This is a genomic window from Porphyromonas pasteri, assembly GCF_014647755.1.
GTDB classification, from domain to species: Bacteria; Bacteroidota; Bacteroidia; order Bacteroidales; family Porphyromonadaceae; genus Porphyromonas; species Porphyromonas pasteri.
This window is the reverse complement of sequence record NZ_BMPU01000001.1, coordinates 112,855-128,911: the sequence shown is the minus strand read 5'-3', so window position 1 is coordinate 128,911 and position 16,057 is coordinate 112,855. Positions and strand designations below refer to the sequence as shown.

Sequence of the window (16,057 nt, the reverse complement as noted above, 5' to 3'; positions counted from 1 at the left end):
TTATGCTACCCCAGCAGATCATCGCCATCACACCGCCCTCGCTCGGTGATACAGGCGAAGCCCTGCGCATCGCTCACCTCCTCCGTCTCGGCGTCGGGCGCGTACATATACGCAAGCCCGACGCCATGGTAGAGGAGCTTGAGGCACTCATCCGCTCCATCCCTCGTGAGCTACGCAGTCGCTGCGTCCTCTCACACCACATCGAGCTGGTGAGACACTGGGGGCTCGGCGGTGTGCACCTCTCCGTAGCCGACTGGAGTGCACTCCGTGAGCGCCCGACGGAGGCCCTTCGCCCCGAGCAGATCGTCGGTGTCAGTTGCCACAGTGTAGAGGAACTGGAGCGCCTACCCTTCCGTCCTGACTACGCCTATGTGAGCCCCGTCGCAGCGAGCATCAGTAAGCCTGACTATGGGAATGATAGCCCATGGACACCCGAGCTGAGGCGAGCCGTCACGGCACGCTTCCCCTTCTCTCTCATTGCTCTGGGCGGTGTCGGAGAGGCGAATGCCCAAGGCTTTATCAAAGAGGGCTTCGCTGGTGTCGCGCTCTTAGGGTACTTCGCAAGTCAGCAGCTCCATAAGCTCACCGAGCGGGTGCAGAAGTTATGCACCCCGACACTCCTCCTCTGCGGGGGCATCGACCCGACGGCAGAGGCAGGGCTCACAGCGGATATGCAGCATGCCGCACGCTTAGGAGTACGCGCCTATAGTATCGTGACGGCACTCACCTGCCAGGATGCCGTGACCTTCACCCGCCTCACAGCAGTCGCTGACACAGACCTCATCGAGGCAGTACGTGCTCTTCGTAGGCAGTCGCCCCCGCAGGTAGCTAAGATCGGGCTCATCGCTTCGCTCCACCAGCTACGCCTCCTCATCCGTGAGATCCGTGTGCTCTTCCCAGCTTGTCGCATCGTCTGGGATCCGATACTACGCACCAGCTCGGGCGCAGACCTCCTCCCCGATGCCAGGCGTGAAAGCCTCCTTGAGGTGGCAGAGCTGGTAGACGTCATCCTCCCCAATCGCTACGAGTCTCGCCAGCTCTTCGGGGAGATCACACCAGGCGAACGGGCAAAGCACACCGCCACCGCTGTCATCGCGAAGTCTGCTTTTTGCACGGAGGAGGATGTCACCGACAGGGCCTACCTTCCTGATGGTCGGCTCATCGAGAGCACCGCACCACGCCTCGGAGAAGACCGCCATGGCACGGGATGTCTCTATGCTACGACGCTGTGCGCTGCCTTAGCTCGGGGCGAAGACTACCAAGAGGCACTCCACGCAGCCCAGCGTGCGACGATGCACTACCGCCTTGGGCGAGGGCAGGGAGCTCCCGTAAGACGACTGCCACTCGGCCGACGGATGTTCGTCACGCACGCTACCACCACAGCGGAGATCCTCGAGCAGACCGACCTCGTCCTTCGTCAGGGCTTAGCGGATATCGTGGAGCTACGCATGAAGGACGCCACGTGGGAGACCTTCCTCGATACCGCACGCGAAGCCTTAGCGCTCTGTCATGCCTACGGCGTCCCCCTACTCATCAATGACCGAGTAGATATCGCGCTCCTCACGGGTGCCGATGGCGTGCATCTCGGACAAAGGGATATGTCCCCGACGGAGGCCCGACGTCTCTTAGGCGACTATGCTCTCATTGGTCTGACGTGCAACAGTGCCGAAGACCTCGCCACGGCACGCACGCTCCCCATCGACTACGTGGGCATCGGCCCCTTCCGCTTCACCTCGACAAAGAAGAAGCTCGCCCCCATCTTGGGGTTTGAGGGCTATCGTGCTCTCCAGCTCCACGCCTTCCCCCTCCCTGCTTATGCCATCGGCAGCGTGTCCCCCGAGGATATCCCCGACCTCTACGCCCTCGGGCTCTACGGCGTCGCCATGAGCAGCAGCCTCATCCATGCCGCCCGCCTCGCTGCGGACGACCGACCTTAATACACCTGACCACTATGCTTACCATAGCAGACAAGACCTTCCATTCGCGACTCTTCCTCGGTACGGGGAAGTTCGCCTCCCCCGCCCTCATGGCTCGTGCTGTCGAAGCCTCGGGAACCGAACTCGTCACCCTCGCTCTCAAGCGTGTCGAGCTCCAGCATGCCGACAGCGATGACCTCGTAGCTCCCCTCGACAGCCCTCACATCCAGCTCCTCCCCAATACCAGCGGGGCGAAGACCGCCGAAGAAGCCATCCTCGCCGCAGAGCTGGGACGCGAAGCCCTCGAGACGAACTGGCTCAAGCTCGAGGTGCACCCCGACCCGCGCTACCTGATGCCCGACCCCATTGAGACGCTACATGCCGCCGAGGAGCTGGTGAAGCGAGGCTTCATCGTCCTACCCTATGTGCAGGCAGACCCCGTACTCTGCAAGCGTCTCGAGGAGGTAGGCTGCGCCACGGTCATGCCCCTGGCAGCACCTATCGGCACGAATCGCGGGCTGGATACCCGTGCCCTCCTACGTATCATCATCGCTGAGAGCACCATCCCCGTCGTCATCGATGCGGGCATAGGTAGCCCGAGCCACGCCGCCGAATGTATGGAGATGGGTGCTGATGCCGTACTCGTCAATACAGCTATCGCCACAGCACAAGATCCCGTAGCTATGGCGCGCGCCTTCCGTCTCGGGGTCGAAGCAGGTCGCATGGCCTACGAAGCTAAGCTCGCCCCACAGAGTCACGAAGCGGTAGCCTCCTCACCTCTCACCGCCTTCCTCTTCACTCCCGAGCCATGACCACCGACACGACGGCCTATGATGTGCTACGGGCCTATGACTTCGACACCCTCCAGAGGGAGATTTATAGCAAGACGGCAGCGGACGTCCAGCGCGCCCTCACTACACCGCACCGCACGATAGCGGACTTTATGGCACTCGTCTCACCTGCTGCCGTTCCCTACCTCGAGGAGATGGCACGCGAGGCGCACCGTCTTACCGTAGAGCGCTTCGGCCATACGATCCAGCTCTATATACCGCTCTACCTATCTAATGTATGCTCCAATAGCTGCGTCTACTGCGGATTCAGCGTAGAGAACAAGATCCGACGTCGCCAGCTGACGCTCTCCGAGATCGACCGTGAGGTAGAGGCCATCAAGGCCTTGGGCTTCCGCCACCTCCTGCTCGTCAGTGGCGAAGATCTTCGTGCCAGCTCATGGAAGTACTACCTGCAGGTCGTCGAGCATATCCGCCCACACTTCGCCCAGCTCAGCCTCGAGGTCCAGCCCCTCACGACCGAGCAATATACCGCCCTCCACGAGGCGGGGGTAGACTATGTCTGCGTCTATCAGGAGACCTACCACGAAGCACACTACCCCAGCTACCACCCCCGAGGGAAGAAGGCCGACTACCGCTACCGACTCGAGACCCCCGACCGCATCGCCCAAGCAGGTATCGAGAAGATTGGGCTCGGTGCCCTCTTAGGGCTCGAGGACTGGCGCACCGATAGCACCTTCACCGCCCTGCATCTCTGCTACCTTCGTCAGCGCTACCGCCAGACCCGCTACTCCATCTCCCTACCTCGTCTTCGCCCCGCAGTGGGAGCTTACGAGCCCTCCTCGCCCATTGACGATCTCGGCATCACGCAGCTCATCTTGGCCTTCCGTCTACTTGATCCGCACGTGGAGATCTCTCTATCGACGCGTGAGTCAGCCTCTTTCCGTGACCACGTTCTCCCCCTGGGTATCACGAGTATGAGTGCAGGAAGTCACACCGAGCCCGGAGGCTATGCCGAGAGCAGCGAAGATCTGGAGCAGTTCGTCATCAACGACAGCCGTACTCCCACGGAGTTCGCCGCCCACCTACGTAGCGCAGGCTATGAGCCGGTATGGAAGGACTGGGATAGTTGGCTCTGACCTCCCAGCCCCTTAAAAGCACGACCCCAAGCAATGCACATGACTGAGATAGACGACCTCAAGACCCGCTACACCCGACAGATGAGCCTCCCCGAAGTCGGGGAAGAGGGGCAGATGCTCCTGGCTGGGAAGCGGGTAGCCATCATCGGAGCAGGAGGGCTGGGATCAGCCCTCCTGCCCCTCCTCGTGGGGGCGGGGGTCGGACACCTCACACTATGCGATGACGATAGTATCTCAGTGAGTAACCTCCCCCGTCAGACGCTCTACACCACGCACGAGGTAGGTAGGAGCAAGGCGCAGTGCGCTGCCGAGCGACTCCGCGCAGCCAATCCCCACTGCGACATCACGGCCTACAGTGAGCGCCTCACCGAGGCAAATGCCACCCGCCTCATCGGGGAGGTCGACCTTCTCATCGACGCTACCGACAACGAAGCGACACGTCTTCTCCTCGATCGCTACGCCTCAGAGCACCATATCCCGTGGCTCTATGCCTCGCTCGAGGGGTGGTGCGGACAGCTTGCACTCTTCCTCCCCGACTCACCCTCACGCTACCGAGACCTCTTCCCCGAGGGAGATAAGGGAGACGCCCCAAGCCCCACGCAAGCCCCCTTCCCCGTGATGGCGACCACTCCCGCCGTCATCGGCTCTATCGCCGCCGCCGAAGCTATCAAGCTCCTGCTGGGCCTTCCCTCTCCACTCACCGAAGGCCTCCTCCTCGTAGATAGCCTTCAGCTCTCCTTCCAGCTCATCCGCCGCTAAGCCACCTATCGGTCTGAAAGGCAGCAAGCACCACAAAGGGACAGAGCGACTTAGCCCGCTATCTACATGCGTCTATGCAAGTAGATAGCGGGCTTCAATAATACCCAAGAATTTGAACCAGTACTGGTCACTAAATCAAGCAGTACTGGTCGGACTTCGGACCAGTACTGGTACACACCACCAAGCAGTACTGGTCAACTCAGCGACCAGTACTGGTTCATTTTACCCCCACTATGAATAGCTTGGAGCTTCCCTTCTATAAGGGCTGTCATTTATGAGAACCATAGAGAGCTTGGACGAGAATACGCTACTTAAATTTTCGGCACACACTACTTTGTATCCAATAAATACGTAGCTTTGCCACTGATACTAGATCAATATTATATCCTTGTGACACGAAAGCGCACTCATGAGGTATCTGAAGCAACACCTACACACACCCAGCTTTGACAAGCGAATGCGATAGCTATCTCCCCGCCTTTGGTTGCGGACGATAGCTCCCTTTGTTATGGCTCTACATTATATAATATAGCGTCACTGTTCCCCACCTCGGGGACAGCAAGCAATGAGCGATCCCCCCAGCCGTAGGCAGTGAGGTGGTCGCTCGTCTCTTTTTACCATGGGATACAGACAAGCATAAATTATTCAAACACCTATACAATTAATTGAACGAATGAGGAAAAGTACATTACTCCTCCTCACCCTGCTCCTGGGGTTCCTGCCTGCGCTCGCGCAGCAGGTGGTGACGGGCACCGTCGTCACCGCCCCCGACAACGAGGCCGCCATCGGAGCCTCGATCATCGTCAAGGAACATAGCAAGGTGGGGACAACCGTGGGGCTGGATGGCAGCTTCAAGATCACGGTACCCGCAGGCTCTAAGACCCTGCGCATCTCCTACATTGGTTACCTCACCCAAGAGGTGCCTATCAAGGACAAGATGAAGATCACACTCGAGCCCTCAGAGAAGACGCTGGACAAGGTCGTCGTCACGGGGCTCACCAAGGTAGACAAGCGCCTCTTCACGGGGGCCTCCGCTAAGCTCGGCGGCGACAAAGCCAAGCTGGACGGGGTACCCGATGCAGCCCGCGCCCTTGAAGGCCGCGCCGCAGGGGTCTCGGTACAGAATGTCTCAGGAACCTTCGGGACAGCTCCTAAGATCCGCGTGCGTGGGGCGACCTCTATCTACGGGAGCTCCAAGCCCCTCTGGGTCGTCGACGGTGTCATCATGGAAGATGTATCTAATGTAGGTGCTGACGACCTCGCTTCGGGGAACCCTGAGACACTAATCAGCTCTGCTATCGCTGGCCTCAATGCCGACGACATCGAGAGCTTCCAGGTACTGAAGGACGGCTCGGCTACCTCTATCTATGGTGCACGCGCTATGGCGGGCGTCATCGTCGTGACGACGAAGAAGGGGAAGCAAGGTCAGGCGAACTTCAACTACACGGGTGAGTTCACCAGCCGCCTCATCCCATCCTACCGCGACTTCGACATCCTCAACTCGCAGCAGCAGATGAGTATCTACCGCGAGCTACGCGATAAGGGATAGCTGAACTTCGCCGAGGTCCTCAACGGCAGTGACTACGGGATCTATGGTAAGATGTACGAGCTGATCAACACGTACAATCCCAAGACCCGCACCTTCCTGCTCGACAATACGACGAAGGCAGAGAACGCTTACCTCCAGCAGGCTGAGCGACGCAATACAAACTGGTTCAAGGAGCTCTTCTCTCCCTCCATCATGCAGACCCACTCAGTGAGTATGAGCGGTGGTACGAGCAAGTCGAACTACTACGCCTCTGCCTCCGCCCTCATCGATCCAGGGTGGTACAAGCAGAGTCAGGTCAAGCGATATACCGCTAACCTCAACGTCACGCATCACCTCCTGAAGAGCCTCTCGCTGAATGTCATCGGGGGTGCTTCCTATCGTAACCAGCGTGCGCCTGGTACGCTCGGTCAGGACGTAGACGTCGTAGGCGGTGAGGTCAAGCGCGACTTCGATATCAACCCCTATTCCTACGCTACGAATACCTCGCGTGTCCTCGACCCACGAGAGTACTATACGGCGAACTACGCTCCGTTCAATATCTTCAACGAGCTGGAGAATAACTACATCGACCTGGATGTACTGGATGCAAAGTTCCAAGCTGAGCTGCGCTTCAAGCCTATCCGAGGTCTGGAGCTAACCCTCCTCGGGGCCTTCAAGCATACGGCTGCCTCACAGCAGCACAATGTGCGTGACAACTCGAACCAAGCACTGGCCTACCGCGCCATGCCAAACAGCGTCATCAGAGAGTCCAACAAGTACCTCTACCGTGACCCTGATCATCCCTACGATCTCCCCAGCACCGTCCTGCCTAATGGCGGCTTCATGCACAAGGGTGAGAACCGCATGAGCAACTACGACTTCCGCGCTACGGCAAACTATAACCGTACCTTCGGAGTCCACACGCTCAATCTCTTCGGTGGTCTTGAGACGACCAATATCCAGCGCAACCGCACCGCCTTCACGGGCTGGGGGCTTCAGTACGCCGCTGGCGAGACGCCCTTCTACCCCTACCAGTACTTCAAGAAGCAGGTAGAGGACGGCAATAGCTACTACAACCTCAACAACACGAACTATCGTACGGTAGCCTTCTACAGCAATGCAACCTACTCCTATAAGGGCCGCTATGTCGTCAACGGTACGTACCGCTACGAAGGCTCGAACCAGCTCGGGCGTAGCAGCAATGCTCGCTGGATGTCTACGTGGAACGTCTCTGGCGCATGGAATATGCACGAGGAAGACTTCTTCCAGAAGCTCAAGCCTCTGAGTCACCTCACGCTCCGTCTCTCCTATAGCCTCACGGGGACACCTCCTGACCCCTCCTATAGTAGCTCGACGACCATCCTCAAGTCGTACATCCCCTTCCGCCTCTTCGCCGAAGACCAGGAGCCTGGGATCGGTATCGAGCAGCTGGGCAATGCTGACCTGACCTACGAAAAGAAGAACGAGCTCAACGCCGGCTTCGACGCAGGCCTCTTCGATGATCGCCTCAGCCTCTCCTTCGATGCCTACACCCGTCGTAACTTCGATGAAATGGGGCCTATGATCACGCAGGGTATCGGTGGTACGATCATCCGTCCTGCCAACGTCGCAGAGATGATGTCCAGTGGTCTTGAGCTCAGCATCACCTCGCAGAACATCAAGACGAAGGACTTCAACTGGACGACGAGTTTCATCTACTCCTACACGCACTCGGAGATCACCAAGCTCTACAACCAGGGGCGTATGATCGATCTCGTCAGCGGGAACGGCTTCGCTAAGAAGGGCTACCCTGCACGTGCACTCTTCTCTATCCCCTTCGTCGGCCTCAATAACCAAGGTCTCCCCCAGCTCATCAACGAGAAGGGTGAGGTGACGACCGACAACATCAACTTCCAGGAGCGTAACCACACCGAGTACCTCAAGTACGAAGGCCCTACCGACCCCACCCACACGGGTTCACTCGGCAATACACTCTCCTACAAGGGCCTCCACCTCAACGTATTCCTCACCTATGCCTTCGGCAATGTCGTCCGACTTGATCCGAAGTTCAAGGCTTACTACGGGGATATGGCCTCGATGACGCATGCCTTCATCAACCGCTGGCAGGCTGCTGGCGAGGAAGCTCGTACGGACATCCCCACCATCCTGAGCCGTCGTCAGTACGCGACCAACAACAATCTGCGCTACGCCTACAATGGCTACAACTACTCTACGGCGCGTATCGCTAAGGGCGACTTCATCCGCCTCAAGGAGATCTCCCTCGCCTATGACCTGCCCACAAGTCTGATCAAGCGTACGCCTCTGCGTAGCGCTTCGGTCAAGGTACAGGCTACGAACCTCTTCCTCCTATATGCAGACAAGAAGCTCAATGGCCAAGACCCAGAGTTCTTCAACATCGGTGGGGTAGCTTCGCCTACGCCCCGACAGTTCACTCTCACCCTGAAGCTTGGACTCTAACGCATCGACACCAATGAAGAAGAAACATATCATCACCTCAGTCCTCTCGCTGGCACTGCTTTTCTCGAGCTGCGGTAAGTACCTCGACAAGTACCCCGACAACCGTATGGAGCTACACACCCCTGAGGATGCGGCGAAGTTCCTCGTATCGGCTTATCCCGATGCCCATGCAGCCTACCTGCTGGAGATGTACTCCGACAATAGCGACGAGCACGACTACACCTCGTGGAGCGCTATCAGCCCCTTCCAGGAGCAGGCCTATCGCTGGAGCGATATCTCCGAGATCCGCGAGCAGGAGACCCCTCAGCAGCTCTGGGACGCACACTATACCGCGATCACCGTCTGCAATGAGGTGCTCAAGCACGTCGCTGGCGTAAGCAATAAGGATGCCTACGCCAGTCAGGTCGCCGAAGCCAAGCTATGCCGCGCCTACTCGATGTTCCAGCTGGCGAATGTCTTCTGCCAAGCCTATGCTCCTGAGACGGCAGCCTCCGACTATGGCCTGCCTTATCCTACCGAGCCTGAGGAGCATCCTGGGCGTACCCTCCATCATCGAGGCACGCTCGAGGCGCTCTACAAGCACATCGAGCAAGACCTCACCGAGGGCCTGCAGGATATCAATTCAGCAAACTACGGTAAGCCGAAGTACCACTTCACTGCACAGGCTGCTCATGCCTTTGCTGCACGCTTCTACCTCTATGCCCATCAGTATGCCAAGGCTATTGAGCACGCTGATGCCGCTCTAGGCTCGAACCCACGTACCGACCTACGTGACTGGGCTTCGTGGAGTAAGCAGGGGCTCTCAGGCAATGTACAGCCTAACGCCTATATCCAGTCTTCTGTCAAGGCGAATATCCTCCTGCAGACGGTAGCTACCGAATGGGGTGGCGTCAGCATCCCCATCCTGCGTGGTAGTAAGTACGCCCATGGTGCACTCATCTCCACTACCGAGACCCTCCAGGCCGATGGTCCATGGGGTGCCAGTGGCGACGTGATGAACTACGTCGTGGTGAACAACAACGGGGTATCTAAGTACGCCCTCCACAAGCTCCCCTACACGCCGAAGTACATCGACCGTGTAGCAGGTATCGGTATCCCCTACTCGACCTACGCTACCTTCACCACTGATGAGACGCTCATGGTGCGTGCCGAGGCGAAGGCCCTTCTGCAGCGCTATGACGAGGCTCTCGCTGACCTCAACATCGAGCTCAGCGCCTTCACGAAGCGCAGTGTACAGCTGACCCTTCAGCAGATCAAGGACTTCTACCAAGGCATCAAGTACTATACGCCTGAGAAGCCTACTCCTAAGAAGGAGCTTCACACGACACCCGCCCTCGAGACAGAGACTCAGGAGCCTCTCCTGCAGGCTATCCTCCAGCTCCGCCGCCTCATCACCATCCACGAAGGTCTCCGCATGCAGGACGTCAAGCGCTACGGCATCACGATCTACCGCCGTCGTGTGAACGTCAGCAATGCCGTCGAGGCTGTGACCGACAAGATGGAGGCACGCGACCCACGTCTGGCCGTCCAGCTTCCTCAGGACGTCATCTCTGCACAGCTCGAAGCTAATCCCCGAGCTTCCCAACATTAACATAGCGACGAAGGACCTATGAACTACATATATCAAGGACTCATCGGGCTACTCCTCACCGTAGGCATCATCTCCTGCTCCGATGACCAGCCGAAGGATCCCACGATCTTCCCCACAACCTCGGAGAAGCTCAATGACTTCGAGCAGTGGCTGGACGTGAACTACCGCAGTCCATACAATATCCGCTTCAAGTACAAGCTCGAGGACTCCGAGACGGACCTCAGCTATCACTTCATCCCCGCCGACTCGGCTAAGACAGCCAAGCTCGCGATCATCACGAAGTACCTCTGGTTCGATGCCTATGCCGAGGTCCTCGGGCCTGAGTTCATGAAGCTCAACGCCCCACGTATCCTCGTAGCTATCGGTACGCCTGGCTACACGCGTCAGCGCACCGAGGTCGTCGGTAGTGCCGACGGTGGCTACAAGGTCATCTTAGGGAAGGTCAATTCGCTCACCGACCAAGCTCTGGCCGACTACGAGACGATGACGACCTACTACTTCCACACGATGCATCACGAATTTACCCATATCCTCAATCAGAAGAAGCCTTACAGCACGGACTTTGCTCTCATCACGAAGTCGGGCTACGTCAGTGGTGACTGGTTCAACCAGTCCGAGCGTGCAGCCAATCGTGCTGGCTTCGTATCGCCCTACGCGATGCAGAATGATGCGGAGGACTTCGCTGAGATGCTCTCCTACTACGTCACCTACACGCCCCAGCAGTGGCAGCAGATCCTCAACAATGCAGGCTCTGCTGGTGCCGCACTCATCCAGCGCAAGCTCCAGCGCGTCAAGGACTATACCCGTGACTCGTGGAAGCTTGACCTCGATGACCTGCGTGACGTCGTCCTGCGCCGTGGTGGCCAGATCGCTACATTAGACCTAACTAAGCTCTACTAATCATGCGTCCTACCTATATATATATCCTCCTGGGGCTACTGAGCTTCATGCTCCCCTCTTGCCTCAAGGACAATAAGGAGATCTTCGACAAGCCTGCGGCAGCTCGCATCGACGCCCTCATCGCTGAGGAGAAAGCCCTCCTCGAAGCTGCGCCCAAGGGCTGGCGTATGGAGTACTATGCTGGCCGAGACTACTCGGGTCCTGGCTTCACGCTCCTGATGAAGTTCGAGAACGGTCACGTGACGATGGCTGGTGACAACGTAGATCCCGAGCTACTGGCTACCAGCGAGTACTCGATCGTCCGCGACCAAGGCCCCGTGCTGACCTTCCCCACCTACAATGAGGTGATTCACTCACTGGCCTCCGCATCACTCGGTTATCCCGAGGGGATCCAGGGGGACTATGAGTTCGCTATCCTATCAGCCACCGCTGATACAGTACGCCTCCTCGGAAAGAAGTGGGGCAATGAGATGCGCCTCGTCCGCATCCCCGACGACAGTAGTATCGAGGAGCAGATCCTCGGTATCCTCAATGTCCGCGAAGGGATGACAGCAAGCACCTTCGACTTCTCTCTCGGAAGCAAGGAGCTGGCTCAGGGCGAGATCCGCGGAGACGCCCGTCGCCTCTCAGTCAAGATCGGTGAGCGTAGCTTCGACACGCCATTCAACTTCACCGCTACGGGTATCACGCTACAGAGCCCCATTGTGGTCGAAGGCAAGAGCTACCGCACCTTCACTTGGGATGGCGAAGCCCAGCAGTTTACCTCGGGTGACCTCGTCGCTAAGCTCTTCCTCCCCAAGAGCTATAAGCCTATCGACTTCTGGTACGGCACGTGGACACTCCGACACAACCCCGTCCGTGGCTGGCGTAAGCCTACGACCCTCACCCTCTCAGCTGGTGAGCGAGCCAATACCCTCTCGGCTGTCCTCACCTTCTACGGAGTCAGCTACAAGATGGTGCTTCCCTACGATGCTACCACGGGTACGATCAGCTTCCAGGGACAGGCTCTGCACGACCCGACAAATAGATATGCTGGTGGTATCATCCTCGTACCTGCATCACTGGCTGATGGGCGCAAGCTCCTCGCCGCTGAGCTCCATAGCATCACCTTCACTTGGGATGAAGATCTCCAGCAAGCCGTCGCTAAGGGTACCGAGCTCGCCGATGGTAAGGTCGACTCCTTCTATGGTATCGCCTACGGTGAAGACCTCAATACTCCACTCGTCGATAGTAAGGGCAACCTCGTCATGCCAATCGCTATCGAGAATATCCAGTACATCAAGAAGCTGCCTTAGTGCCAGCCTTGTATGTACCTCTCTCAATTCAGATGATTACAATACTCATGAAGAGAATAAGCTTAATCCTCCTCGCTGCTCTCGGACTGCTGAGCCTTGGTAGCTCATGCAAGAAGCAGCAGGATGTACCTCGACTGAGCCAGGTGGACTTCTCCGTCCTGGAGGCTAAGACCTACCTCCCCGTAGAGTCCTCTACGGCGACCGTACGTCTAGATAAAGCCCCTGCGAAGGCCTACAGCTCCGCCTCTTGGCTTCAGGTAGCTCAGGAAGGTGCGACGATCCGTCTTACCTCGACCGACAATATTAATCCCCAGTCACGCAACGCCTCGCTGGTCCTCAAGGACAGCAAGGGTGACTCCATCGCGATCAACATCATGCAGGCCGGCATCATCTTCGGTCTACCGAAGGAGCAAGCGATGATCGGGGGAGATGCTGCCATCGACAAGACGATCAAGGCACCCTCAAATATCACCGTCACCTACACTACCTCAGCCGACTGGATCCAGCTGGAGCCCAAAGACCAGCAGCTTCGCGTCATCGTCGCAGAGAACACCACGGGCCGTCCCCGCACGGGCTGGATCATCGCCAAGGGGGTTGGTCTCGTTGACTCACTTCAGGTCACGCAGGTTGATCTCGCCGACATCGTAGGGCAATACACTCAGAAGTCTATGACGCTGGATGCTGCTACGGGGACGATGGTACCCCTGAGCTCCGACGTGGAGATCAAGAAGGTCAGCGACACGCAGGCGCAGTTCATCATCGATGGCACCTACACATGGGAGGCTGCATTCACGCCTGGTCAAGGCCTGGAGCTCCTCAACGGGAAGGTGGTGAAGACGGCGACAGACCCAGCCAGCGGCAAGAACATCTACATCATGAGCGTCCTCGCTGCCGATGACTTCACTGCTGAGCACAAGACCTACATCATCGGGACACGTGAACCCGTCTTGATCTCCGTCAACCATGACGGCAAGCTCATCTTCAAGGAGAAGAGCAAGATCTCCTCGGAGCAGTACTGGGCTTCCTATGGCTTCGTCCGCTCAAGCTCACGCCAGATCACCCAAGGTACGTTCATCGGCATCGAGAAGTTCTTCATCCAGCCTAAGCTCGAGGCAAAGTAACCCTCCTCCGTCCTTCGGACGAATCCACTAAGCATCAGCCCCTCGCTCGTAGCATCTGCTATGGGCGAGGGGCTTGCCTTTGGGCCCATATCCTCCATAGCTACCTGACGACAGAGCGATAATGGGACAATAGGCTACCAGAGAAACGAGCTCCCACCATGTACCCTTCGGCCCTATCTTGAGCATGTTCGTTATCTTTGCCGATGCTTCGCACAAGTGAAGTAGGATCAAGCCACATGACGAATAACCTCCCCGATACTCCGCTCGACGTAGTCATCATTGGTGCTGGCCTGACGGGCCTCACCGCAGCCTTCCATCTGAAGGAGGCTGGACTCAGCTTACACCTCGTCGAACAGCGTGAGCGACCCGGGGGCGTCATCGAGAGCCACAGCGAAGGGGGCTTCATCTATGAGTCGGGACCTACGACAGGCATCATCAGTCATGCTGCCGTCCCTCGCCTCTTCGCAGCCTTCCCAGATCTCATGTGCACCGCTTCACCTGAGGCCAATCGCCGCCTCATCCTCAAGAGCATGGGGAAGCATACAGGCGAAGGACAGACCTTCCTCCCCCTACCCTCCTCACCGCTCTCTGGGCTGAAGACGCCCCTCTTCTCGATGCGTGATAAGCTGGGCATCCTCCTCGAGCCCTTCCGTGCCCGTGGTCAGAAGGAGAACGAGTCGATCGCAGAGCTGGTCGTGCGCCGACTGGGGAAGAGCTTCCTCGACTATGCAGTTGATCCCTTCATCGGGGGCATCTACGCAGGCGACCCACACCGTCTCGTGACGCGCTACGCCCTACCCAAGCTCTACGCCCTCGAGGAGCAACATGGGAGCTTCATCCGTGGGGCTATCGCCAAGGCACGAGCGCCGAAGGATGCGGAGGCCCAGAGTGTGACGAAGCAAATCTTCTCCACCTCGGGCGGGCTATCCCAGCTCACACACGCACTTGCAAATCATATCGGGAGCGAGCACTTCTCCTACGCTGCCGAAGGCTGTCGTATCACACGCACCGCAGAGGGGCTCTACGAAGTGCAGTTCACGGCGGATGGCACTACACGCACGCTCCGAGCCCACCACGTCATCACGACAGCACCTGCACCCGCCCTCCCCAGCCTACTCCCCTTCCTCTCCACAGAAGACCTCGCTCCGATCACAGCCCTTCGCTATGCGCCTATCGTGCAAGTGGCTTGGGGCATGCGTGCGACGAAGCTCCCCCACTTTCATGCCTTCGGTGGTCTGGTCCCCTCGCACGAAGATGGCGAACTCTTAGGTATCCTTCATCCGTCGGCATGCTTTGAAGAGCGCGCACCTAAGGACGGTACACTCCTCTCTATCTTCCTCGGAGGGATGCGAGCCCCAGAGGTCATCGATTACTCGGACGAAGCCATTGAGGCCCTCGTCCGTGAGCGCCTGCAGCGTCTACTCGGGATTACAGGAGAGCCCGACCTACTGCATATCTTCCGCCACCGCTTGGCTATCCCCCAATACGAAGCCTCCTCGGGAGCACGCTTCGAGCGGATCGCTCAGCTTGAAGAGCGCTATCCAGGCCTTCACTTAGCTGGGGCGATCCGTGACGGCATCGGCATCCCCGACCGCATCAAGCAGGGCGAGGCCTTAGCCCGTCTCATCAGCAAGCAGCATGGCGCCTAATAAGAGCACCTACCCCGAGCGCACGAAGAAGATCCTGCGCGTGACGCTCCTCGGCAGTGCTTCCAACGCCCTCCTCGTGCTACTGAAGCTCTTCGTCGGGATTGTAGGGCATAGTAGCGCGATGATAGCAGAGGCGATCAACTCGATCTCCGACTTCCTCACCGACATCATTGCCCTCATCTTCATCCGTATCTCGGGCAAGCCTCAGGATAAGGATCATCACTACGGGCATGGGAAGTTCGAGACGCTCGCCTCGGTCGTCATGGCGGTCGTCATGATCAGCGTCGGCGTACTCCTCCTCTACAATAGCATCATCTCGATCATTGGCCTTTGGATGGGTACACTCCAGCTGCCCCGTCCCAGCCGTATGACGCTCATCGTCGCCTTCGTCTCCCTTCTCATCAAGCTCTTCCTCTACCGCTATACCTACCAGTGGGCAGGGCTACTCAAAAGCTCGGCACTCAAGGCCAAGGCCCTCGACCACCGCAGTGATACGCTGGCACTCATCGCCGTACTCATCGGTATCGCTGGAGCTATCTTCCTCGATGAGCGCTGGCTCTTCCTCGAGCCACTGGCAGCAGGCGTCGTGAGTATCTTCATCATCCACATGGGCTGGAGCGTCCTTCGCCCCGCTTTCAATGAGCTGACCGAGGAGTGCCTTAGCCCCGAGGTCGAGGGGGAAATCATGGAGATCGTCCTCTCGACGCACCGTGTCGAGGGCATCCATCGTATGCGCACCCGAAGTATCGGCGGGAGCTACGCTATCGAGATCGACCTCCTCGTCGATGGGCGCATGAGCGTAGCTGAGGGGCACGACATCACCCTCATCATCGAGCGCGAGCTACGTGCTCGCTATGGGACGACGACCCATATCGCTATTCATGTGGAGCCCAGCTCCCACGGACATTACTAAC

General features: G+C 58.2%; 10 protein-coding genes and 1 pseudogene. All 11 read left to right on the top strand.

Annotated elements, in window-relative coordinates:
* Positions 1–2 precede the first annotated feature (2 nt).
* The 11 genes and pseudogenes from thiE (at position 3) to IEX77_RS00520 (ending at position 16,056) form a co-directional block, all read left to right on the top strand.
* Positions 3–1,937 (top strand): thiamine phosphate synthase, encoded by a 1,935-nt coding sequence (gene thiE, locus IEX77_RS00570; protein ID WP_188807200.1) that lies wholly within the window; start codon positions 3–5, stop codon positions 1,935–1,937.
* A 14-nt stretch (positions 1,938–1,951) separates the two neighbouring features.
* Complete coding sequence (locus IEX77_RS00565; protein ID WP_188807198.1) at positions 1,952–2,728, top strand: thiazole synthase; 777 nt, start codon at positions 1,952–1,954, stop codon at positions 2,726–2,728.
* A complete protein-coding gene (gene thiH, locus IEX77_RS00560; protein WP_188807196.1) occupies positions 2,725–3,843 on the top strand; it encodes a 2-iminoacetate synthase ThiH in 1,119 nt (372 codons plus the stop codon). Before IEX77_RS00565 ends, thiH begins: the two co-directional genes overlap by 4 nt.
* 39 nt (positions 3,844–3,882) lie before the next feature.
* A complete protein-coding gene (locus IEX77_RS00555) occupies positions 3,883–4,602 on the top strand; it encodes a HesA/MoeB/ThiF family protein (RefSeq protein WP_188807194.1) in 720 nt (239 codons plus the stop codon).
* A gap of 673 nt (positions 4,603–5,275) precedes the next feature.
* A pseudogene (locus IEX77_RS00550) lies at positions 5,276–8,587 on the top strand (SusC/RagA family TonB-linked outer membrane protein).
* 13 nt (positions 8,588–8,600) lie between these two features.
* Positions 8,601–10,178: a RagB/SusD family nutrient uptake outer membrane protein gene (locus IEX77_RS00545; protein ID WP_188807192.1), complete on the top strand. Its 1,578-nt coding sequence runs from the start codon at positions 8,601–8,603 to the stop codon at positions 10,176–10,178.
* 18 nt (positions 10,179–10,196) lie between these two features.
* Positions 10,197–11,078: a zinc-binding metallopeptidase gene (locus tag IEX77_RS00540; protein WP_188807190.1), complete on the top strand. Its 882-nt coding sequence runs from the start codon at positions 10,197–10,199 to the stop codon at positions 11,076–11,078.
* 2 nt (positions 11,079–11,080) lie between these two features.
* A complete protein-coding gene (locus IEX77_RS00535; protein ID WP_188807188.1) occupies positions 11,081–12,373 on the top strand; it encodes a DUF4302 domain-containing protein in 1,293 nt (430 codons plus the stop codon).
* Between the two features lie 47 nt (positions 12,374–12,420).
* Positions 12,421–13,494: a BACON domain-containing protein gene (locus IEX77_RS00530; protein WP_188807186.1), complete on the top strand. Its 1,074-nt coding sequence runs from the start codon at positions 12,421–12,423 to the stop codon at positions 13,492–13,494.
* 236 nt (positions 13,495–13,730) lie between these two features.
* On the top strand, positions 13,731–15,143 hold the full coding sequence (hemG, locus tag IEX77_RS00525; RefSeq protein ID WP_229770752.1) for a protoporphyrinogen oxidase: 1,413 nt from the start codon (positions 13,731–13,733) through the stop codon (positions 15,141–15,143).
* Positions 15,133–16,056: a cation diffusion facilitator family transporter gene (locus IEX77_RS00520; RefSeq protein ID WP_188807182.1), complete on the top strand. Its 924-nt coding sequence runs from the start codon at positions 15,133–15,135 to the stop codon at positions 16,054–16,056. The genes hemG and IEX77_RS00520 overlap by 11 nt, the downstream gene beginning before the upstream one ends.
* Position 16,057 lies beyond the last annotated feature (1 nt).

Coding starts and splice junctions, on each gene's coding strand:
- thiE (WP_188807200.1), top strand. CDS start 3: ATGCTACCCCAGCAGATCATCGCCATCACACCGCCCTCGCTCGGTGAT.
- IEX77_RS00565 (WP_188807198.1), top strand. CDS start 1,952: ATGCTTACCATAGCAGACAAGACCTTCCATTCGCGACTCTTCCTCGGT.
- thiH (WP_188807196.1), top strand. CDS start 2,725: ATGACCACCGACACGACGGCCTATGATGTGCTACGGGCCTATGACTTC.
- IEX77_RS00555 (WP_188807194.1), top strand. CDS start 3,883: ATGACTGAGATAGACGACCTCAAGACCCGCTACACCCGACAGATGAGC.
- IEX77_RS00545 (WP_188807192.1), top strand. CDS start 8,601: ATGAAGAAGAAACATATCATCACCTCAGTCCTCTCGCTGGCACTGCTT.
- IEX77_RS00540 (WP_188807190.1), top strand. CDS start 10,197: ATGAACTACATATATCAAGGACTCATCGGGCTACTCCTCACCGTAGGC.
- IEX77_RS00535 (WP_188807188.1), top strand. CDS start 11,081: ATGCGTCCTACCTATATATATATCCTCCTGGGGCTACTGAGCTTCATG.
- IEX77_RS00530 (WP_188807186.1), top strand. CDS start 12,421: ATGAAGAGAATAAGCTTAATCCTCCTCGCTGCTCTCGGACTGCTGAGC.
- hemG (WP_229770752.1), top strand. CDS start 13,731: ATGACGAATAACCTCCCCGATACTCCGCTCGACGTAGTCATCATTGGT.
- IEX77_RS00520 (WP_188807182.1), top strand. CDS start 15,133: ATGGCGCCTAATAAGAGCACCTACCCCGAGCGCACGAAGAAGATCCTG.